We start from the raw sequence: 18,546 nt of genomic DNA on the forward strand, positions 1-18,546 counted from the left end.
TTATAGATAATGTTAGGTTTTAGCATTGGATTCACCCTAGCAAGATTGGGTTGTGCTAGGGTGATCACAGCATTTATCTATACCTTAATGCTGCTTGATGAATTTGCCATAAAGCATTTTCTAGTGCCAAATTCATAGCATTCATTGCAATATTTTCACTACTCGTAGCATTATTTAAACCATCAAAACTTTTTTTAGCACTAATTATCTCATTTGATATTACTTTTCCATTTTGGCTTAGTTCTAGTGCAATCTGAATAAATGCATATCTTGGTTGAATACTCATTTCAGTAATATTTAATCCCATTTGCAAACTTGCATCACTACTTAATTTTAAATGGCAATTGCTATTTAAATATAATACCAGTGCTTTTTTTAACATATCTTTGGGACTAGCGATATATTTTGCATTATTCATTTTTGATACATTTATACCATCTTTTGTAATAATATCACGACTATTGTAACCATCTTGTACTTTGATATAGGCTAAATTTAGCATCAAATCAGCTCTTCTATCGCAAATTTGAGTTGCATTGCTATCGTTATTATATCCCAACTCATAATAGCTTAATTTTGGAGCATCCTTGGCTAAACAACCAGACATCAATACGCCAAAAATCACTGCTAAAATAGTGCTTTTAATCTCTACTTTTAAAGAAAAATTCATAAGGGTTATCCTCCAAATTATTTAAATTATTTTTTATTTGTTCTGCTAAATCATTTAGTTCATCTATGCTTTGCTGAACAGACTTAATAGTTGGCGCTAGCATAGTTTTAAAATCGATCTGGCCACTATTTATACGCTCATCGATATTGTTCCATGCAGTATTTATATCGCTAATACTCTTATCTAAATTAGCTGCGAGTCTATCTAAATTAGCACTCTTTAAATCTTGAGAAACAATATATAAATTATCGATAATTACATCGATTTTATCCAAATTCTTATCGCTTGCGATAACATTCATTAGCGAATTTATTTTATTGATTGAATTTAGCAATTTATCTAAATTTTCTTGCCTTAAGGCTTCATCGATTTTACTAGCAATTTTATCTAAACTTACAGTTAAATTTGCCGTTCTTGAGCCTATTTTATCCAATAAACCCTCACCTAAGCTAATTTGAGCTCTTTCATTTTTATTAAAAATCCTAGCCGTATCGCTACCTTTAGTAATATTTATATAAGCAATTCCACTAATACCTGAGCGTTCTACAATAGCTTGACTATCAGTTTTAATAGGCAAATTATCATCTATACTAAGCCAAATCTCAATCGTTGCTGAGTGTGGATCGCTAAAATATATATCTCTTATATGCCCTACTGGTACACCTATAAATCGTACCTCACCATCTTTTTTAAGCCCATTTGGTAGCTCTTTTGTAACTATATAATAATCCCTTGTTTCCTTACTATTATATCCTTGCATAAATAATAAAAATATTCCAATAAACCCTACAACTAAGCAAAAAAATAGTCCAGCTATAAAATATGAATTTTTATTTTCCATCTCCTACCTCATCAAAAATAGATCTTTTAGGGGATTATCTTTAAATGCTAAAGCCTGTTTTAAATCCCCTTCAAAAGCGATTTTTTTATTATCAACTATCAAAAACCTATCCAAAATATTAAATATACTATCTACATCGTGAGTCACCATCACCACAGTAATACCTAAGCTATCACGCAGCTCACATACTAGTCTATCCATTGCTCTAGCACTGATAGGATCTAGACCAGAATTTGGCTCATCTAAAAATAAAACTTTAGGACTAAGTGCTAAAGCACGAGCTAAAGCTACTCTTTTTTTCATTCCACCGCTTAACTCGCTAGGATATAGACTCATTGCATTTGGCTTAAGACCAACTTTTATTAACCACATTTTAGCAATCTCATCAATGTCGCTTGAGTCAAATTTGCTATACTCTTTTAACATAATTGCAATATTATCTAATACACTCATATTGCTAAAAAGTGCACCAAACTGGAACATAACACCCATTTGTAACTTAATATTTTGTTGTTCTTCTTGTGTAGCTCTCCAGATATCAACGCCGCCAATTTTTACACTACCACTAGCTGGTTTTTTTAAAAATATCATAGTTTTAAGTAGTGTAGTTTTACCACTTCCAGATCCACCTAAAAGGCCGTAAATTTCACCGCTTTTTATATGAAAATTTGCTCCTTCATGTATTACTTTGCCACCATATGTAGTTACTATATCTTTACAAACTATCATATTTTAAGCTCTGTATAAATCACTGAAAATAACGCATCTAAAGCAATAATCCAAAATATCGCATTTACCACGCTTTTAGTAGTTAGCTCACCTACGCTACTAGTACTCCCACTAACTTCAAATCCCCTCATACACCCAATCAGCCCTATCATTGCACCAAAAAATGGCGTCTTAAGCATTCCAACAAAAAAATGCCGTAATTCTACACTCTCTTTAAATCTTTGTAAATATTCATAAAAGCTAAAATCTAAATAAATTTTACATACAATCATCTGAGCAAAAATACTAATAGCATTAGCCAAAAATACTACTAGTGGTACTGCAATTATCAGCGCCATAATCCTAGGCATAACAATAAATTTAAATGGATCAAAGCCCATTGTATTCATCGCTTCAATCTCCTCAGTTATTTTCATAACTCCAATTTGCGCTGTATAGCTAGATGCAGAGCGTCCAGCAATCACAATCGCAGCAATAAGCGGCCCAACCTCACGCAGCGTCATAATACCCATAATATCAACTACATAAATACTAGCTCCAAACTGGCTAAGCATACTTGCCCCTTGATAGGCCAACACTACTCCAATTAAAAAACTTGTAAGCCCTACAATTCCTATAGCCCCAAAACCAGCGCTAACTATATGATTAGATAATTCAGCAAACCGAATTTTAGTAGGTTTTTTAATCCCATCTAAAAGTGAAAATAAAAACTTACCCAAAAATATACAAAAATTAATAATATTTAGCCGTATATCAATAAATATTTTGCCAATTTTCTCAAGTGAATTTATACTGCTTGGTTTATAAATTTTTAGCCCTAAAATATCATTATCACGTACTAAAGCAAAGATTTTATCAAATTTATCATTTGAATTAATCAGCTTAAAATCTCCAAAATTTTTTGAGATAAAAATTGCCATCGCATAATCAATATGCTCTAAATTTTCTAAATCTAGCTTATCTATTTTTAGTTTTTTTAACTCTTTTAGTTGGGATTTTGGTGCTTTATAATCCCAAATTCCAATAAGCTTAAGAGTGGTTTTATCTAATTTAAATTTCCCCATTTTAATTGCTTTAAACTCTTAAATCAACCTACTGATCAAAAAGTCCTTTTTCAGACTCACTCATTATATGTACTGGTGGTTTTTTACCAAACATTTTATAAGTTTGATCACTTAGAATTCTGCCTTTAGCTGTTCTTTGGATATATCCATTACTTAGTAGATACGGCTCTATAACATCCTCTATAGTCCCCTCATCTTCGCTTAGTGCTGCAGCTATAGTAGAAAGCCCAAGTGCACGAGTAGAATAAGCTAAAATATTTAGATATTTCAGATCCATCTCATCAAATCCAAGCTCATTTACCCCTAAGCTATCAAGCGCTATTTTAGCTCTTTCGTGGCTAATTTTGCTCTCATCAGCAACTTCAGCAAAATCACGAATTCGCCTAAGCAACCTAAGAGCGATTCTAGGCGTCCCACGACTACGCCTTGCTATCTCTAAACTAGCCTCTTTACTAGCCAATTTACCTAGTTTATTAGCCGCTAAAGAGATGATTTGAGCTAACTCATCAGCATTATAAAATTGTAATCTAAATTGCATCCCAAAGCGATCACGAAGTGGAGCTGAGATCATCCCTGCTCTAGTTGTAGCGCCTATTAGCGTAAATTTAGGTATATCTATTTTAATCGTTTGAGCTGCTGGCCCACTACCTATGATAATATCCAAGCGAAAATCCTCCATAGCCGAGTAAAGCACCTCTTCAATAGCTGGGCTTAGGCGGTGAATTTCATCTATAAATAGCACATCACCCTCTTCTAAATTTGTCAAAATAGCTGCTAAATCTCCACTTTTTTCTATCATTGGCGCTGATGTTATCTTGATATTTGCGTTCATCTTAGAAGCAATTATATGAGCTAAAGTTGTCTTACCAAGTCCTGGTGGCCCATAAAACAAGGCGTGATCTAGACACTCACCACGCTTTTTAGCCGCTGCGATAAAAACTTCTAAATTCGCTTTAATCTTATCTTGACCGATATACTCATCAAAATTTGAAGGCCTTAAGCTCACTTCATATTCAGCATCAAAGCTAACTCTCTCAATCTCTACAATCCTATCCAAATCCTAGTCCTACAAATCAAATTTATCAAATTTCGCACCCGTTTTTTCATAATAATACGCCCCGCCCCTAATCTCTTTAACTGCCTTAAATCCATGCTTTTGCAAGAGCTTTAAAGCCTCTTTAGAGCGAGTTGCCGTAGCACACATTAGATAGAATTCATCATCTTTTTTAAATATACTCTCAATAGAGCTTACAAATAGCGGATTTACCTTGCCACTTAAATTCGCATAAGTTATCAAATGCGACCCATCTAAAATCCCAAATTCCAGCCATTCACTAGGCAACCTGATATCTACTATTTTGCTATTTGGTATATTCATATTGACTACTTGGAAATTTAATATTTCTTACTTCATCAGCGTAATTTTTCATCGCTTCACGAATCAAATTCGCCCCATCCATATATCTTTTGACAAATTTAGGCCTAAACTCATCATAAAACCCAAACGCATCACTCCACACAAGCACCTGCCCATCACAGCTAGCACCAGCCCCAATCCCGATAGTAGGTACTTTAAGAGCTTTTGTTATCTCTTTGGCTAGATCACTTGGGACGCCTTCTATTAAGACCATTTTCGCCCCAGCAGACTCTAAAGCCAAAGCATCTTCAAGGATGGATTTTGCCTCTTTATCATCCTTGCCAGCGACTCTATATCCCCCTTCTTGGCGTGAGAGTTGAGGCTTTAAACCTATGTGAGCGATCACAGCGATTCCATTTTGATCTAATAGCTTTATTGTAGGTGCTATCTCTTTTGAGCCTTCTATTTTCACAGCATCGCAAAGGGTATTTTTGTAAATTTTCACAGCATTTTTCAAACTAATTTCTGGCGTGATAGTAGAGCCAAAAGGCATATCCACAACCAAAAACGCCCTTTTAGCACCCCTTTGAACGGCTCTTGCGTGATATATCATCTCATCAACACTTATCCCCAAGGTCTCATTAGCACCGCCAAAACTCATATTTAAGCTATCGCCTACTAAAATCATATCAGCATAATCATCAAAAAGCCGAGCAAACAAAGCATCATAGGCTGTTATCATAACGATTTTTTCTCTATTTTTCTTAGCGATTAAATCAGTGATTTTTATTTTTTTCACACTTTTCCTTTAATTTTTTGAAATATTTTACTAAATTTAACCTAAATTTTGTTACAATTTGGCAAAAAATCAAAGAGTAAATGATGGGTTTATTAAAAGAGCTAGAAGCAGATTACGATCTAGACATTATCGAGGACTATTTAACACACTTTGGCGTGATGAATGGATTACTCGATAATCTCATTGTAAATTTGGGTAGGAATGATAAATTTGATGCTAGTAGCTATGAGCTTAATAGAATTTTTCACAATATCAAAACTGCAAGCCAATACTTAGAACTAACCCCAGTAGTCAAACTAACTACACTGGCTGAAGATATCACAGCAAAACTAAAATCTAAGCGTGGAACAGGAGTTACTGCTTCAAATGAGCTTATTGACTGGCTACTTTTAGTAGCTGATCAGATGCAAGGCTATTTAGATGATATAGAAAACGATGAGATATATTTAAGAATTCTAAATCCCAAAATCATCGCTATCCCTAATGAGATATTTAATTAAATTTTAAGACAAATTTGAGTATTATAATTGCCTTTTTATGGGGGTGACTTGGCTTCGACAGGAGTAGTGAGGTCACGGTGGCATGCAGCTTTTGGCATAGCTTAAAAAGCCTAAATAAAATTAAACGCAAACAACGTTAAATTCGCTCCTGCTTACGCTAAAGCTGCGTAAGTTCAGTTGAGCCTTGCTATTTGGCAATACTATCTAGCTAAATCAGCGAGTAATTTTAGATAGTGTAGCTTTGCTATTTGACGAGTAGTAAGGTGAAATTTAGTCTTAGCTTGGCTAGTTGTTTTGGGAAGTGAGCACGGCTGGGTGAAATCTTCACTTCTGCTAAGCATGTAGAGGCTGTGGGTTTGTTATTTTTGGACTGCGGTTCGATCCCGCACACCTCCACCATTTAATATCTTATATCTATTTAAATCCTTTTTTATTTATTCAGTTTTATTGCCTATTTTTCATACTTGGAGAGAGTTTTCTAGTGCTGTTTTTTCTCAATTGATTTTGAAAAAATACTATTAATTCTCAAAAAATTTTACTACTAATTAAGTCACTACTATTTTAATAAGTCACTATTGAAGGAGTTGTTATGGCTAATATTTCAAAGACTTGTTTGAGCGATAAGGATATCGAGCTTTTAGAGATAAAAGATAAAAGATATTTTGCTGTTGTGGGAAATCCTAAAGAGCTTGAAATTTATATTAATCCTAAAGGAAGCAAGGTTTTTTCAATTACTATTTATGACAAATATGGCAAAAAACATAAATACAAATTAGAAGAATTTAGAGTTGGGCTTTATAATGCATTTAAAGCTAGAAGAGATGCTATTAAGCTATTAAACAATTTTGATGAATTAGGAAAGGATTTTAATCTATTAAGTGGAACTAAAAAGCATACATATAAAGAGCTATTTATAAAGTATATGGATAAAAAATTAAGATAGATGGCGATAGCAAAGATTATGCTAAAAGAATAACCTTAGTACACGAAAAATACATAATCCCAGCAATTGGAAATAAAAATATCAAAGAGATTAAATATGAAGATTTGGTTGAGATATTAAACAATATTTTTAATCCTAATAATCCTAATAAAAGCAGATTAGAAACTATTTATAGACTTATTTCTATTATGAAAAATGTATTTGCAATCGCTATAAAAAGCAGATATATCAGTTATGATCCAACTTTTGGACTAAGAGACGAATATCATAGCACCGACAATCGTCTCATCTCTTGATACAAAAGTTATAAATTATATGATTGAGATTGTAAAAAGCGCTAAAGATTTTAATGAAAAATTTATTAACTTATATAGTCGTAAATAAGGCTACCACAAATAAATTTTTATCAAATGAACTGGATATATTAAGATCTGATCTAAAAGATATAATAGGTGAAAATCAAGATATATTTTTATTAAATCACCAAATTTCACAAAGAGTGGCGTATAAAAGAGCCATTAATAGTGGCTTATCAATCAGCGAATATAGTGATGAAAAAGCAAAAAATGAATTTGAATGCTTTTATAAAGAATTTGAAAAATCAATTAAATTTAATATAAAAAAAATTAGTTAAGAAAGGATATGTATGGGCTTTAAAGATGAGAATGAATTTCTAAATTCAGCTAGGGGGGATACTAATATTGCTCAAAAAAGAAAGACAATCCCAAATAAAGAAAGAATAGCAAATTTCAAAAGAAAAAAGACAATAACGATATATTTCACAGAAGAAGAGCACCACGATATCAACCAAACAGCATTTAATATGGGCTTTTCTGCTTCAGCTTTTATAAGATATGCTATAAAAGAGAAGTTAGATAACATTAAATCAAATAAAAGCTTTGGGAGCTAAATTTTAATAAAGAGTAGGAAACTAAAGCGAATTTAAGTAATAATCCAAATTTCATTTCTACTCTATTTTATTTAGAATAGACCATTAAAGAAAAATCTCTATTGCTTTTTAAAGATCTATGTATGATGTTTAATATTTCATAGACTAAATTCACTAATATCTTTTTTTACTGGTTTTTTTATCATTAGTTTCATAAACTTTATTTCTATATAAATTTCTAATTTTTTCAAAATCTTCGTGTTCGTAATTATTTTTTAACATTTTTAAGTTATCACTATTTATTCCATTTTTCTTAGCTATTTTTTCAAATTCATCTCTTGCCATCAACATATCAGATAAAATTTCTTTAAATTCGCTTTCATTTATCTCAAAAAATTCTTTTATCCCATTAAATAATTCAATAGAAGGCAAATTTACAAAATCTATAAAATTTAAAGCGTGGCTTTGCTTTGAATATATTATCATATCAGGCGTAATGTCAAATGCTGGACTTAAATTCCAGCTTTTTGTTTCTCTATCATATAAAACGCCGTGATTTCTCAAATGATCATCCGTATTACCAAATAAACCATTAAAAACCATTCTACGAAATAGCTCTTTTTTATTTTTACTATCTAATATAAAAGCCAAATCAACATAGCTTTTTTCATCACTTGTCTCATTATCTTTAACCCCTAAAAGCGTCATTGCTGATTTATATGGTATTCTCTCATTTCCTATCCTATCAAATCTTTCAACTAATAAAGCAGTTCCTTTTATCGTTTCATAAAGTTGTGTTTTACAAACATTGATTTTTGCTATTTTTGCCACTTCTAACATAGTTTGTTCGCATTTTGAAATTTGCTTATATTCATCTTTGATTGATGGAAATTTGGCGATATAAAGTTTGTTATCTTTAATGATGCTAGCCTTTGGTCTAGCTCCACCCAAACTACCGCTTGGAGCTAATAAATTTTTTATATCGCTATCTAAACTTTCGCCTTCTTCTACTCTACTAGCTGATTGGCAAAGTTCATTTATATTGGTTAATTTTGGAATATCAGTTTTTGAAGATACAAATTCTCCATCTCTTTTGATTCTAATAGAACCTACTCTAAAATAATCACTAACCCCAATTAAATATTCACTATTGGTAAGTTCGCTGTTTGATTTTCTTTTTTGGATAAGTCTTCCCCATCTATCAGGACTAATATCGCAAAAGATACCCCAAAGATCTTTTGAGATAAATTCCATATCCTTTAGAGGTAAATTTGGGTCTATTTCAAATCCATTTTTTAACCATTGTTTATCGTATGAAAAATAATATGTTTCGTTTTTACCTATTGCATATACTTTCATTTCTCCAATTTTGGTTTCATTATCATAAATTTCAAATAAATTTTTCATCTTACCTTTCAAATTGCAAATTTGATACCGGGATACCTTTTTATATACATAAATTCACTATATATGCTACTACGTCAAGTGCTTTCATTGTTTACTCTCTTCGCTATCCTTTTTAGTAGTAGATAATTGTATCATAAAATTAGCAATATTTTTCTTTTTAATGGTAGTAGATTGCTTGATAATAGAATTTTACACATAAATGAATTGTTTAAAAAATAACATATAAAATTTTTGTTTTACAATTTTGAATTTTTGATATTTTTTATAAAAATATAATACTTACCCCTTTTCATTTTTCTTTTTTTATAAGAAAGGTCTGATGAAAATTAACCAAATTTTAACAAAAATAAACAACTAATTATATATTATATTTAGTAAATATATAATTAATAAATCAAATAATATAATTTTTAATTTATTTATATTTTTTAATCTATTAAAATATATGCTATAATCTGTGTTTTAATTAGTAGTTAAGTATTAATAAGTTTCAATAAATAAAGTTATTAATTAGGTCATTATTAAAGTTGGATAATCTATAGATATAGTTAAATAGGTATTTTGTAGATATGTAATTAATTCGCACACCTCCACCATTTAATATCTTATATCTATTCAAATCCTTTTTTAATTATTCAATTTTATTGCCTATTTTTCATCCTTGGAGAGGGTTTTCTAGTGCTGTTTTTTCAATTGATTTTAAAAAAATATCATTAATTCTCAAAAAGTTTAGTCATTAATTAAGTCACTATTGAAGGAGTTATTATGGCTAATATTTCAAAGGCCTGTTTGAGCGATAAGGATATCGAGCTTTTAGAAATCAGAGATAAAAGATATTTTGCTGTTGTAGTAAATCCTAAAGGGAGCAAGGTTTTTTAGTTTGCTATTTATGATAAAAAAGATTGAATTAGGCAAAATAAGAATATAATAAAATCAAAGTCTCAATATAAAAGGTTTTACTATATGGATAATATAAAAGATACTAAACAATTATATATTTTTGCTGGAGTAAATGGGAGTGGCAAAAGCACATTTTACATTAATCAGCTTTTAAAAAATTATTTTTATGGTTATAGAGTAAATAGTGATGAGTTAGCAAAGGAATTAGGTAATTACGAAAGCTCATATATACAAAATAAAGCAGGTAAATTGGCTATTACTATGAGAAATAAATTTTTAAATAGTGGTGCTAGTTTTAATCTTGAAACAACACTTAGCGGAAAAGGAATTATCAGATTTATAAAATTGGCTAAAAACAAAGATTATAATATTACGCTTTTTTATATAGGCTTAGAAAATGTTGAAATATCTAAAAAAAGAGTAGCAATTAGAGTAAGCAAAGGTGGACATAATATAGACAATGAAATTTTAGAAAGAAGATTTGGACAAAGTTTTGATAACCTAAAAGAGCTACTTGGAGTATGTGATAAGATCTATTTCTATGATAACAATAGTGAAATTCTAGACGACAAAGAGCAAACCCTATCAAATGCCAAATTAGTGGCAGTTAAGCAAAATGGAGAATTTTTTACTATAATAGATAGTTATGCTAATGAAATTATTAATAAGTACAGAATACAAAAAAGAATATGAAAATATAAATAAACACAAAATTGACTTACTTAGGTGATTTATAATTTATCTTAATTTAAATTTTCATTTCATTGCCTTTATTTTTGGATTTATTTATACTGTTTGGAGTGATTTGATTTATAGGTTTTGTCGGTTGATAAATATTTTGCTGATTTTTATCTCTTTGATTAATATTTTAGAATTTATGCTATTTTGAGCATTATCTATATCTACTCTGTTGTCTGCTTGAGTTCTTTGATAGCTTATATTTGGGCATCGCATATCTCTATAAAAACTTACAAAATATACTTATATTTAACTTAATCTATTGACATCGTAAGAATATATGCTATATAATCCATCATAAAAATTTAAATATTCTATAAAAAAGAAGTCTTAGAAAGGAAAATAGATGAATAAATATCCAGAAGTGTATAGCTTAGAAGAGAGCTTAGCTATACTTGATAAATATAAAGATGATTTGACAAAAGAGCAATATAGAGCTATAAGATCTACCGTTTGCGGACACGCTATTGAAAATATGTTTGCAAATGAAAGAAACATTATTGATATGATAAAAATTGCAAAAAATGAAAAAACAGCTGATGAAATAATCGCCGAATATAAAAAAGAGTGGGGAGTAAGTGTTTAAATTTTTAGATGATGGTATCCCTGAAAATGATTTTGATAGACAGCTTTTAGATTCTAATTTAGTAGGTGCAATAAATTTAGTAGAACTAAAAGAACGAGAAAGAGAAATTGCATTAAAAAAACAATTGGAGTTAGAACTTAATCCAATTAAAGTCAATTTTGACTATCAACATTTAAAAGATATACATAAAAAACTTTTTGAGGATGTATATACATTTGCTGGTCTTGATAGGGCTGATATTGGGCTAGAATGAAATACAATGATATAGATATCTTAGTAGCCTTTTTGGTGCTATCAAAGATGGAGATGAAGAATACACAGAAGCAAAACTAAATGTAAGAAAAGATGGTAGCCATATATCCAAAAACCAAACAAAAGCAGAGTTTCATGATAATTTCAATGTATTGATAGTTGCAAAGAAGTATCAAACAGGATTTGATGAGCCTTTGCTACATACGATGATGAAATATCAATATAAGCTCAAAAGAGTTTAGATATTCAAATAATAAATTAAATCAAAATATATCGACTTTCAAGCCAAAATAATATAGATAATTAAATATGAAAAAATATTAATCAAATTTGAACAATATGGTTTTTATTAAATAATAATGCTAAAAACTTAAAAAAGGATTTGGATAAAGGTAAAATTTCTTTAAGTGGCGGACAGAGAGGGATTTGAACCCTCGAAGCCCGATTAAGACTTGCACCCTTAGCAGGGGTGTGGTTTCAGCCGCTCACCCATCTGTCCTAAAAAGAGCTGAAATTATACAAGCTTTTTACTTAAAAACCGCTTAAATATGCTCTAAAATCCTTTGAGTAATCTCTTTTGGACTATTTGCTTTATATATAGGCCTGCCAACTACTATAAAATCAGCTTGATTTTGCACCGCAGTAGCTATATCAGCTACTCTTTTTTGATCTGCATTATCCTCACCAAACGGCCTAATACCTGGCGTTAAGGTTAAAAACTCTCTACTAGTAGCCTCTTTAATAGCTAGACTTTCATATACTGAACAGACCATTCCATCTAGGCCGCTTGCGTATGCCATCTGCGACATATTTACTACGCTTTTTTTAATACTAGAGTTATACACAGCTTTAAATTCACTCTCATCAAAGCTAGTAAGAGCTGACACTGCCAATACTAGTGGCCTACTAGGCAAAGCATTTAATCTATCCATTACTGTTTTCATGGCTACTGTTCCAGCACTAGCGTGAATATTTATCATATCAGCACCAACTCTAGATACTACCTCGCAAGCATCTGCCATAGTGTTTGGTATATCATAAATTTTAAGGTCTAAAAAGATCTTAAAATCACTAATGCTTTTTAACTCTTCTATAAATTTTGCTCCATCACGCAAATAGGCTCTAAGTCCAACCTTTAGCCATAAATCAAGCCCTTTAAGCTCTCTAGCTAGTGCTAGACACTCATCTTTTTGCGCCATATCTAATGCGATACAAAGCTTCACTTTTTATCCTTTGCGATAGCGTCTAAAACACCATTTATAAGTTTGATAGAAGATTCACTGGCTAATTCATTAGCTAGCATCACAGCCTCATTAATCGCAATAGCTGAGTCTATATCACTATATCTCATCTCATAGGCTCCAAGTCGTAGAATTTGTCTTTCTACGCTACCTATCTCGCCTATTTTCCACTTGCCAAGATAGTTATCTAGCTGTTCATCAATGCTAGATAAATTTTCTAAAATACCATTATATAAGCTGATTGTAAAGCTCTTTTGGTCGTTTCTTATCTTTTTTTCTTCTAAAAACTCATCGCTAAAATGCTCCATCTCGCTACCCATCTCCTTAGCATAGAGTAGGCTTACTACGCACTGTCTTACTTGATGTCTAGTAGCCATTTTATCCCTTTAAATTTTCATACAAACTAAGCAACTCAATAACTCCAGCCATTGCTTCAAAGCCTTTATTTCCAGCTTTTGAGCCGGCTCTTTCTATGGCTTGTTCTAAATTATCAACTGTTAATACGCCAAATGTTACTGGCTTAGCGTATTTTAGCGTTATATTTGCTACGCCTTTAGTAGTTTCTGCGCTTACATAATCAAAATGCGGAGTAGAACCACGAATTACAGCTCCTACGCATACTACAGCATCGAATTTGCCACTTTCTAGAGCTTTTTGGAGTGCCATTGGTATCTCAAATGCACCAGGAACTAAGATTAAAGATAGATTTTCTTCTTTACCGCCATGGCGTAAAAACGCATCTTTTGCACCTTCTACAAGCCTATCAGTTATAATATGATTAAATCTAGCGTTGATTATAGCTATTTTTTCACTGCCTTTTAGGGCTAAATTGCCTTCTATTATATTCATTTTAACTCCTTATATTAATTTTAACATTATTACACTAAAAACTATCAAAAATAGATAAACTGCCTTTTTGATACCTATCTTTTCTTTATTAAATATTACTCCAACTCCAACAGCTCCAACAGCTCCAATCCCAGTCCAAACTGAGTAGGCTACTGACATTGGCAATATATTCATCGCAAAGCCAAGCAGACTTAAAGATATTCCAAAAGTTACTACTACAAGCATAAAAAGTGCAATCTTTTTGATATTTTGACTTTTTGCCATTTGATTTAAAAATACGACGCCTAAAACCTCACAAACTCCAGCACCAAAAAGCGCAGCTGTATATATCACGCTTCACTCCTTTTAAGCCCTAAAACGCCGATAATAATAAGCAAAATAAATAAAATTCTAAGGAAACTAATGCTTTGATTATTAAAATAGTTTGTAATTATCTCGGCGCCCACGATGAAAATTGTCCCAAATCCAATAAACATTGTATAAGCTATACTTGCGCTAAGATATTTAAAGCTCATCATAAATGCCCAAAAACTACAACAAACAAGCAAAGCAGTAATCACCCATTCAAATGGTGTATTAGCATACTTTAAACCATAAGCCCAGCCAGCTTCAACACTAGCTCCACTAATGACCCAAAAAAATCCTTTATTATTCACCTAAAGCGTCCTTGATTTTTTTGATCTGTTCTAAATTTGCTTTAAGAGCTTCAAGATTTAGCATATTTGGCCCATCGCACATAGCCTCACATGGATTAATATGCGTTTCATAGAAAAATCCATCCACACCCACAGCAGCTGCTGCCCTAGCAAGATATGGTACAAATCTGCTATCGCCACCACTTGTAGCGCCGTTTGCACTTGGCATTTGTACGCTATGAGTAGCATCGAAAACAACAGGTGCAAACTCTCTCATAATAGGCAAACTTCTCATATCCACTACTAAATTCCCATAACCAAATGTAGAGCCTCTCTCGCATAAAAATACTCCATTATCCCTAGCAACTTCATAGCCAAATTCGCTTATACCACGAGTCTCTAAGACCTTTTTAACGCTGTGTTTCATCGCATCAGGGCTTAGGAATTGACCCTTTTTGATATTTACCATAGCTTTGGTTTTGGCTGCTGCTACTAGCAAATCTGTCTGGCGACATAAAAATGCTGGTATCTGCAGGGCATCTGCTACTTGCGCTGCGGGCTGGGCTTGATAGCTTTCGTGGATATCTGTTAAGATTTTAAAGCCAAATTCCTTTTTAACCTCATCTAAAATTTTTAAACCCTCATCAAGTCCTGGCCCTCTAAAGCTACTAATACTTGTGCGATTAGCTTTATCAAAACTAGATTTAAAATAAAAATCTATCCAATCTAAATTTGCAAACTCTCTAAGCTTACTAGCAACCTTAAATACCAAATCTCTACTTTCTATTACGCAAGGTCCTGCTATTAATATCATTTTTACACCTTAAATTTCATTTTAGCTATGATTATACCCAAATATTGCTAAATTACCGCTCACGAGCAACTAAAATTCCAGCACCAATAATCATTACAATACCTAAAAATGCCCAAACATCAGGCAGGGCATCACCCAAAATTAACCCAAAAATCATACTAAAGATTACATCACTATAGCCTACAGCTGCTACAACTCCTGCTTTTTTACTTGCTGCATAAGCTTTGGTTAGATAAATTTGAAATCCAGTAGCTAATAATCCCATTAATATCACCATTACCCAGCTAGTTAAACTAGGCATAATAAATGGACTGATTAAGAAGTCTAAATCTGGCCTATAATAAAAACTTCCTATAATCATAGACAATAAAGGAATAGCACTCCCACATAGCATAAATGATAATACAATAGCACGAGTATCATAGTGTTTTCTAAGCCCTCTAATACTAGTATAAGCAAGAGCCGCACCAATTCCACTAAGTAGGCCTATATATTCATCTTTGCTTACGCCAAGAGTTGGCTCAATAACAAATAAAATTCCAATAAATCCGATAAAAATCGCAAACCAGCCTAGATAGCTAAGTCTCTCTTTGAAAATAAAAGCAGCCAAAAGTGCTGTAAAAATTGGACTAGTCTTAGAAAATGTAAAGGCTGTTGCAAGGTCTATATGAGCAATATTGTAAAAAAATGCATACAGCCCAATTGTCCCAATAATTCCACGAAAAGCAAGTAGCCAAAACTTGCCACCAGCTTGATGAAGTGGCCTTTTATAAATCATCCAAATTATTAGCCCAAGTCCTATGATATTGCGAAAAAATACAATCTCAATAGAACTTAGCTCGCTGCTTAAAATTTTAGATAATGCTCCAGTCCCAGCAAAAAGCAAAGAGGCAATAAGCATATAATAAATACCCAAATGGCGAATTAAAAATTTGTTATATCTCATTTTTATTTTGTATCCGGTTTTACTTTAAATTTTTAAAATAAAATATTAGTTAAATTTCATTGAATTTAAGATAAATATCACAATCAATCATTAAGCCCAATTTACTTTCGTACCTTACATGGATTACCATAAGCTATACTACCACTATCTATATCAGATACTACCACGCTACCAGCTCCAATAGTTATATCTGATTTGATTTGAATCCCTTGAATAATACTCGAACCAATCCCTATCCAAGTACGCTCACCAATATTTACACCGCCTGCTAAAGCCACACCAGGGCAAATATGCGCAAAATTGCCGATTATGCAATCGTGTTCTACTATAGCACCACTATTTATGATAACACCATCTCCAATTATACTATTAGCATTGATAATAGCCCTAGGCATTACCACGCTTCCAGTGCCAATTTTTACACTAGTGCTAATAATCGCACTTGGGTGGATGAGTGTAGCTAACTCAAATCCACTTTCAACTACAAGCCTTTGAAGTCGCTCCCTAGCTATAGTATTGCCAATAGCTATGATTATAGGATATTTAGGCAATTTAGGGCTAAATTTCACTCCGTTTACATCATCTAAAAATATTAAATCATTATAACCATTTATACGAGCTATATCAGCTACAACTTTAGCGTGACCACCATTTCCATAGATATACAAACTAGTTATTGCCACTAAATTTCTCCGTAGTTACCATACCATCTTTATTTATTCCATCTTTTTTTATCACCTTTTTAATAGTTAAAAAAGCAATTTTAATATCTAAATTTAGACTTAGATTATCAGCATAATATGTATCAAATTCAAATTTTTGCTTCCAGCTAATAGCATTTCTACCATTTACCTGCGCAAGGCCTGTAATTCCTGGACGGACATTATGGCGACGACTCTGTTCTTTAGAATATAGTGGCAAATACTCAACTAACAATGGTCGTGGCCCAATAAAACTCATATCGCCTTTTAAAACATTAAAAAGCTGCGGAAGCTCATCTATACTAAGCGCTCTAATCCTCTTTCCAAATTCTCCAAGTCGAACCTCATCGCTAAGCAAATTACCATTTTCATCACGAGCATCACTCATAGAGCGAAATTTATAAATTTTAAAAATTTTAGCATTTTTACCGGGTCGTGCTTGGGTAAATATTACAGGTGTCCCAAGATGTTTTTTAATAGCAAAATATGCCCACGCCATCACTGGTGCAGTTAAGATTATTAAAATTAACGCCCCTAAAATATCAAAAATCCGCTTAAAAAAATATCTATACACTCGCAATTTCCTTATAAAACTCAATATATTTTGCCGTAATGATTGGCTGGTTATAGTGTTTTAGTACAGTATTTCTAGCATTTTGCCCCATCTTTGCAGCTTCTTTTTCATCATCGAGCAACTTAGATATTTTTATAGCTAAATCATTAGCATCTCTAGCTTTACAAATTAAACCATGCAAACCATCAGTTATTGCTTCCTTGCAGCCATCGCAGTCGCTTACAACTGATGGTTTTGCCATACTCATTGCCTCTAACACCGTACGTGGAAAACCCTCTTTATAACTTGGTAAAGTAAAAAGATAGCACGATGAAAGCATATTGGCTACCCTATCACTCCAGCCTATATGACGCACATATGGTGAGCGTAAAAACTCCTCATCTAGACTAGATGTATTACCTAAATCACTTGAACCTACAAATACAAACTCACAATCTTTACGCCCGCTTAAGATCTTAGCTGCTTCATAAAATTCCATCACCCCTTTATCTTTTAACGCTCTAGCTATCATTAAAACGATTTTCTTATCACTTTTAAAATCATATGGCGTTACTTTTTGTGGGTCAAATTCACTTGCATCTACTCCTACACTTTTAATTCGTTTTATCTTGTTTTTTTGGATTAAGTGGCGGCTTAACATATAATTAGGATCTGAATCATTGACAAAAATCGTAGCCCTTGATAGTCTAAATGTGATAAAATATAGCCCTTCAATAGCTACTCTTATAAGCCTACTTTTTAGAGTATTGGATATATAAAAGCTACCTAAGCCCTCTACTAAATTTATCACACATTTTACGCCTGCTTGCTTAGCTGCAAGTGTCCCAAATACATTTGATTTATGTGCTGATGTTTGGAGCATATCTAAATTTAATCCACCTAAAAGTCTAGCTAAATTTGCTGTATCTTTAAAAACTTTAAGAGGATTTAAACTAGCCTTATCAATATCATAATGCACTAGTCTAAACTCAGCACCAATAAGACTACTATACTCTCCCTTTGGCGCAATAGCAACCACTTCATGCCCAAGCGCCTTTAATGCTCTCATTATTGGCAAACGAAAGTGATAAATACTCATATCTGAATGAGATAAAAACCCTATTACCACGCT

General features: G+C 32.2%; 27 protein-coding genes, 1 tRNA gene and 1 other RNA gene. 9 read left to right on the top strand and 20 right to left on the bottom strand.

Annotation, left to right across the window (positions count from 1 at the left end):
• Positions 1-73: 73 nt before the first annotated feature.
• From CIGNP103_RS04310 to panB, 7 genes are read right to left on the bottom strand one after another with little or no spacing between them, the layout of a single operon-like run.
• Positions 74-670, bottom strand: coding sequence for a hypothetical protein (locus CIGNP103_RS04310; protein WP_086233842.1), 597 nt, complete (start codon positions 668-670; stop codon positions 74-76).
• A complete protein-coding gene (locus CIGNP103_RS04315; RefSeq protein WP_086236257.1) occupies positions 642-1,511 on the bottom strand; it encodes an MlaD family protein in 870 nt (289 codons plus the stop codon). Before CIGNP103_RS04315 ends, CIGNP103_RS04310 begins: the two co-directional genes overlap by 29 nt.
• A 3-nt stretch (positions 1,512-1,514) precedes the next feature.
• Positions 1,515-2,240, bottom strand: coding sequence for an ABC transporter ATP-binding protein (locus CIGNP103_RS04320; RefSeq protein WP_086226642.1), 726 nt, complete (start codon positions 2,238-2,240; stop codon positions 1,515-1,517).
• Positions 2,237-3,304, bottom strand: coding sequence for an MlaE family ABC transporter permease (locus tag CIGNP103_RS04325; RefSeq protein ID WP_086225165.1), 1,068 nt, complete (start codon positions 3,302-3,304; stop codon positions 2,237-2,239). Before CIGNP103_RS04325 ends, CIGNP103_RS04320 begins: the two co-directional genes overlap by 4 nt.
• A 28-nt stretch (positions 3,305-3,332) precedes the next feature.
• Positions 3,333-4,361 carry a Holliday junction branch migration DNA helicase RuvB gene (gene ruvB, locus CIGNP103_RS04330; RefSeq protein WP_086225164.1) on the bottom strand — a complete coding sequence of 343 codons (1,029 nt, stop codon included), beginning with the start codon at positions 4,359-4,361 and terminating at the stop codon, positions 3,333-3,335.
• Between the two features lie 9 nt (positions 4,362-4,370).
• Entirely contained in the window at positions 4,371-4,682 is a 312-nt protein-coding gene (locus tag CIGNP103_RS04335) for a rhodanese-like domain-containing protein (protein WP_086241629.1), read from the bottom strand.
• Complete coding sequence (panB, locus tag CIGNP103_RS04340; protein ID WP_086225162.1) at positions 4,666-5,460, bottom strand: 3-methyl-2-oxobutanoate hydroxymethyltransferase; 795 nt, start codon at positions 5,458-5,460, stop codon at positions 4,666-4,668. Before panB ends, CIGNP103_RS04335 begins: the two co-directional genes overlap by 17 nt.
• A gap of 83 nt (positions 5,461-5,543) precedes the next feature.
• Here panB and CIGNP103_RS04345 point away from each other — a divergent pair, with 83 nt between their 5' ends.
• The 6 genes from CIGNP103_RS04345 (at position 5,544) to CIGNP103_RS04365 (ending at position 7,813) form a co-directional block, all read left to right on the top strand.
• Positions 5,544-5,960, top strand: a complete 417-nt coding sequence (locus tag CIGNP103_RS04345; protein ID WP_086241630.1) for a phosphorelay protein — start codon at positions 5,544-5,546, stop codon at positions 5,958-5,960.
• Between the two features lie 39 nt (positions 5,961-5,999).
• Positions 6,000-6,359, top strand: a transfer-messenger RNA (tmRNA) gene (gene ssrA, locus CIGNP103_RS04350).
• Positions 6,360-6,549: 190 nt separating this feature from the next.
• Positions 6,550-6,903: a hypothetical protein gene (locus CIGNP103_RS04355; RefSeq protein ID WP_086241631.1), complete on the top strand. Its 354-nt coding sequence runs from the start codon at positions 6,550-6,552 to the stop codon at positions 6,901-6,903.
• A complete protein-coding gene (locus CIGNP103_RS08455) occupies positions 6,900-7,199 on the top strand; it encodes a phage integrase central domain-containing protein (protein WP_439097978.1) in 300 nt (99 codons plus the stop codon). The genes CIGNP103_RS04355 and CIGNP103_RS08455 overlap by 4 nt, the downstream gene beginning before the upstream one ends.
• A gap of 53 nt (positions 7,200-7,252) precedes the next feature.
• Positions 7,253-7,537, top strand: coding sequence for a hypothetical protein (locus CIGNP103_RS04360; protein ID WP_086241632.1), 285 nt, complete (start codon positions 7,253-7,255; stop codon positions 7,535-7,537).
• 12 nt (positions 7,538-7,549) lie between these two features.
• Positions 7,550-7,813, top strand: coding sequence for a plasmid mobilization protein (locus CIGNP103_RS04365; RefSeq protein WP_086241633.1), 264 nt, complete (start codon positions 7,550-7,552; stop codon positions 7,811-7,813).
• 153 nt (positions 7,814-7,966) lie between these two features.
• Here CIGNP103_RS04365 and CIGNP103_RS04370 read toward each other — a convergent pair whose 3' ends face one another.
• On the bottom strand, positions 7,967-9,199 hold the full coding sequence (locus CIGNP103_RS04370; protein WP_086252609.1) for a type II toxin-antitoxin system HipA family toxin: 1,233 nt from the start codon (positions 9,197-9,199) through the stop codon (positions 7,967-7,969).
• Between the two features lie 963 nt (positions 9,200-10,162).
• On the opposite strand from CIGNP103_RS04370, the gene CIGNP103_RS04375 reads away from it, so the two are divergent.
• Complete coding sequence (locus CIGNP103_RS04375; protein ID WP_086234254.1) at positions 10,163-10,792, top strand: zeta toxin family protein; 630 nt, start codon at positions 10,163-10,165, stop codon at positions 10,790-10,792.
• Between the two features lie 117 nt (positions 10,793-10,909).
• On the opposite strand, the gene CIGNP103_RS08130 is transcribed toward CIGNP103_RS04375, so the two are convergent.
• Positions 10,910-11,053 carry a hypothetical protein gene (locus CIGNP103_RS08130; protein ID WP_179187317.1) on the bottom strand — a complete coding sequence of 48 codons (144 nt, stop codon included), beginning with the start codon at positions 11,051-11,053 and terminating at the stop codon, positions 10,910-10,912.
• A gap of 130 nt (positions 11,054-11,183) precedes the next feature.
• Here CIGNP103_RS08130 and CIGNP103_RS04380 point away from each other — a divergent pair, with 130 nt between their 5' ends.
• Both CIGNP103_RS04380 and CIGNP103_RS04385 read left to right on the top strand, forming a co-directional pair.
• Positions 11,184-11,423, top strand: coding sequence for a hypothetical protein (locus CIGNP103_RS04380; protein WP_086234253.1), 240 nt, complete (start codon positions 11,184-11,186; stop codon positions 11,421-11,423).
• On the top strand, positions 11,416-11,676 hold the full coding sequence (locus CIGNP103_RS04385) for a hypothetical protein (RefSeq protein WP_439098028.1): 261 nt from the start codon (positions 11,416-11,418) through the stop codon (positions 11,674-11,676). Before CIGNP103_RS04380 ends, CIGNP103_RS04385 begins: the two co-directional genes overlap by 8 nt.
• A 407-nt stretch (positions 11,677-12,083) precedes the next feature.
• Here CIGNP103_RS04385 and CIGNP103_RS04390 read toward each other — a convergent pair.
• From CIGNP103_RS04390 to pglA, 11 genes are all read right to left on the bottom strand, one after another.
• Positions 12,084-12,174: transfer RNA gene (locus CIGNP103_RS04390), tRNA-Ser, on the bottom strand.
• Between the two features lie 43 nt (positions 12,175-12,217).
• Positions 12,218-12,898: an orotidine-5'-phosphate decarboxylase gene (gene pyrF, locus CIGNP103_RS04395; protein WP_086268651.1), complete on the bottom strand. Its 681-nt coding sequence runs from the start codon at positions 12,896-12,898 to the stop codon at positions 12,218-12,220.
• Positions 12,895-13,293: a transcription antitermination factor NusB gene (nusB, locus tag CIGNP103_RS04400; RefSeq protein WP_086225159.1), complete on the bottom strand. Its 399-nt coding sequence runs from the start codon at positions 13,291-13,293 to the stop codon at positions 12,895-12,897. The genes pyrF and nusB overlap by 4 nt, the downstream gene beginning before the upstream one ends.
• Position 13,294: 1 nt before the next feature.
• A complete protein-coding gene (gene ribH / locus CIGNP103_RS04405) occupies positions 13,295-13,765 on the bottom strand; it encodes a 6,7-dimethyl-8-ribityllumazine synthase (protein ID WP_086228521.1) in 471 nt (156 codons plus the stop codon).
• 9 nt (positions 13,766-13,774) lie between these two features.
• Complete coding sequence (locus CIGNP103_RS04410) at positions 13,775-14,098, bottom strand: DMT family transporter (protein WP_179186960.1); 324 nt, start codon at positions 14,096-14,098, stop codon at positions 13,775-13,777.
• Positions 14,095-14,421: an SMR family transporter gene (locus CIGNP103_RS04415; RefSeq protein ID WP_086268652.1), complete on the bottom strand. Its 327-nt coding sequence runs from the start codon at positions 14,419-14,421 to the stop codon at positions 14,095-14,097. The genes CIGNP103_RS04410 and CIGNP103_RS04415 overlap by 4 nt, the downstream gene beginning before the upstream one ends.
• Complete coding sequence (gene kdsA / locus CIGNP103_RS04420; protein ID WP_086268653.1) at positions 14,414-15,214, bottom strand: 3-deoxy-8-phosphooctulonate synthase; 801 nt, start codon at positions 15,212-15,214, stop codon at positions 14,414-14,416. The genes CIGNP103_RS04415 and kdsA overlap by 8 nt, the downstream gene beginning before the upstream one ends.
• Before the next feature lie 52 nt (positions 15,215-15,266).
• Positions 15,267-16,160, bottom strand: a complete 894-nt coding sequence (locus CIGNP103_RS04425) for a DMT family transporter (RefSeq protein WP_086268654.1) — start codon at positions 16,158-16,160, stop codon at positions 15,267-15,269.
• Between the two features lie 101 nt (positions 16,161-16,261).
• Positions 16,262-16,843: a UDP-N-acetylbacillosamine N-acetyltransferase gene (gene pglD / locus CIGNP103_RS04430; protein ID WP_141082069.1), complete on the bottom strand. Its 582-nt coding sequence runs from the start codon at positions 16,841-16,843 to the stop codon at positions 16,262-16,264.
• On the bottom strand, positions 16,830-17,435 hold the full coding sequence (pglC, locus tag CIGNP103_RS04435) for an undecaprenyl phosphate N,N'-diacetylbacillosamine 1-phosphate transferase (RefSeq protein ID WP_086226716.1): 606 nt from the start codon (positions 17,433-17,435) through the stop codon (positions 16,830-16,832). Before pglC ends, pglD begins: the two co-directional genes overlap by 14 nt.
• Positions 17,428-18,543: a N,N'-diacetylbacillosaminyl-diphospho-undecaprenol alpha-1,3-N-acetylgalactosaminyltransferase gene (pglA, locus tag CIGNP103_RS04440; protein ID WP_141082231.1), complete on the bottom strand. Its 1,116-nt coding sequence runs from the start codon at positions 18,541-18,543 to the stop codon at positions 17,428-17,430. Before pglA ends, pglC begins: the two co-directional genes overlap by 8 nt.
• Positions 18,544-18,546: the final 3 nt, after the last annotated feature.

Origin of the sequence: Campylobacter sp. P0103 (assembly GCF_002139545.1) — a bacterium.
In the GTDB taxonomy this organism is placed as follows: Bacteria; Campylobacterota; Campylobacteria; order Campylobacterales; family Campylobacteraceae; genus Campylobacter; species Campylobacter devanensis.

Coding starts and splice junctions, on each gene's coding strand:
- CIGNP103_RS04310 (WP_086233842.1), bottom strand. CDS start 670: ATGAATTTTTCTTTAAAAGTAGAGATTAAAAGCACTATTTTAGCAGTG.
- CIGNP103_RS04315 (WP_086236257.1), bottom strand. CDS start 1,511: ATGGAAAATAAAAATTCATATTTTATAGCTGGACTATTTTTTTGCTTA.
- CIGNP103_RS04320 (WP_086226642.1), bottom strand. CDS start 2,240: ATGATAGTTTGTAAAGATATAGTAACTACATATGGTGGCAAAGTAATA.
- CIGNP103_RS04325 (WP_086225165.1), bottom strand. CDS start 3,304: ATGGGGAAATTTAAATTAGATAAAACCACTCTTAAGCTTATTGGAATT.
- CIGNP103_RS04335 (WP_086241629.1), bottom strand. CDS start 4,682: ATGAATATACCAAATAGCAAAATAGTAGATATCAGGTTGCCTAGTGAA.
- CIGNP103_RS04345 (WP_086241630.1), top strand. CDS start 5,544: ATGGGTTTATTAAAAGAGCTAGAAGCAGATTACGATCTAGACATTATC.
- CIGNP103_RS04355 (WP_086241631.1), top strand. CDS start 6,550: ATGGCTAATATTTCAAAGACTTGTTTGAGCGATAAGGATATCGAGCTT.
- CIGNP103_RS04360 (WP_086241632.1), top strand. CDS start 7,253: ATGAAAAATTTATTAACTTATATAGTCGTAAATAAGGCTACCACAAAT.
- CIGNP103_RS04365 (WP_086241633.1), top strand. CDS start 7,550: ATGGGCTTTAAAGATGAGAATGAATTTCTAAATTCAGCTAGGGGGGAT.
- CIGNP103_RS04370 (WP_086252609.1), bottom strand. CDS start 9,199: ATGAAAAATTTATTTGAAATTTATGATAATGAAACCAAAATTGGAGAA.
- CIGNP103_RS04375 (WP_086234254.1), top strand. CDS start 10,163: ATGGATAATATAAAAGATACTAAACAATTATATATTTTTGCTGGAGTA.
- CIGNP103_RS08130 (WP_179187317.1), bottom strand. CDS start 11,053: ATGCGATGCCCAAATATAAGCTATCAAAGAACTCAAGCAGACAACAGA.
- CIGNP103_RS04380 (WP_086234253.1), top strand. CDS start 11,184: ATGAATAAATATCCAGAAGTGTATAGCTTAGAAGAGAGCTTAGCTATA.
- nusB (WP_086225159.1), bottom strand. CDS start 13,293: ATGGCTACTAGACATCAAGTAAGACAGTGCGTAGTAAGCCTACTCTAT.
- ribH (WP_086228521.1), bottom strand. CDS start 13,765: ATGAATATAATAGAAGGCAATTTAGCCCTAAAAGGCAGTGAAAAAATA.
- kdsA (WP_086268653.1), bottom strand. CDS start 15,214: ATGATATTAATAGCAGGACCTTGCGTAATAGAAAGTAGAGATTTGGTA.
- CIGNP103_RS04425 (WP_086268654.1), bottom strand. CDS start 16,160: ATGAGATATAACAAATTTTTAATTCGCCATTTGGGTATTTATTATATG.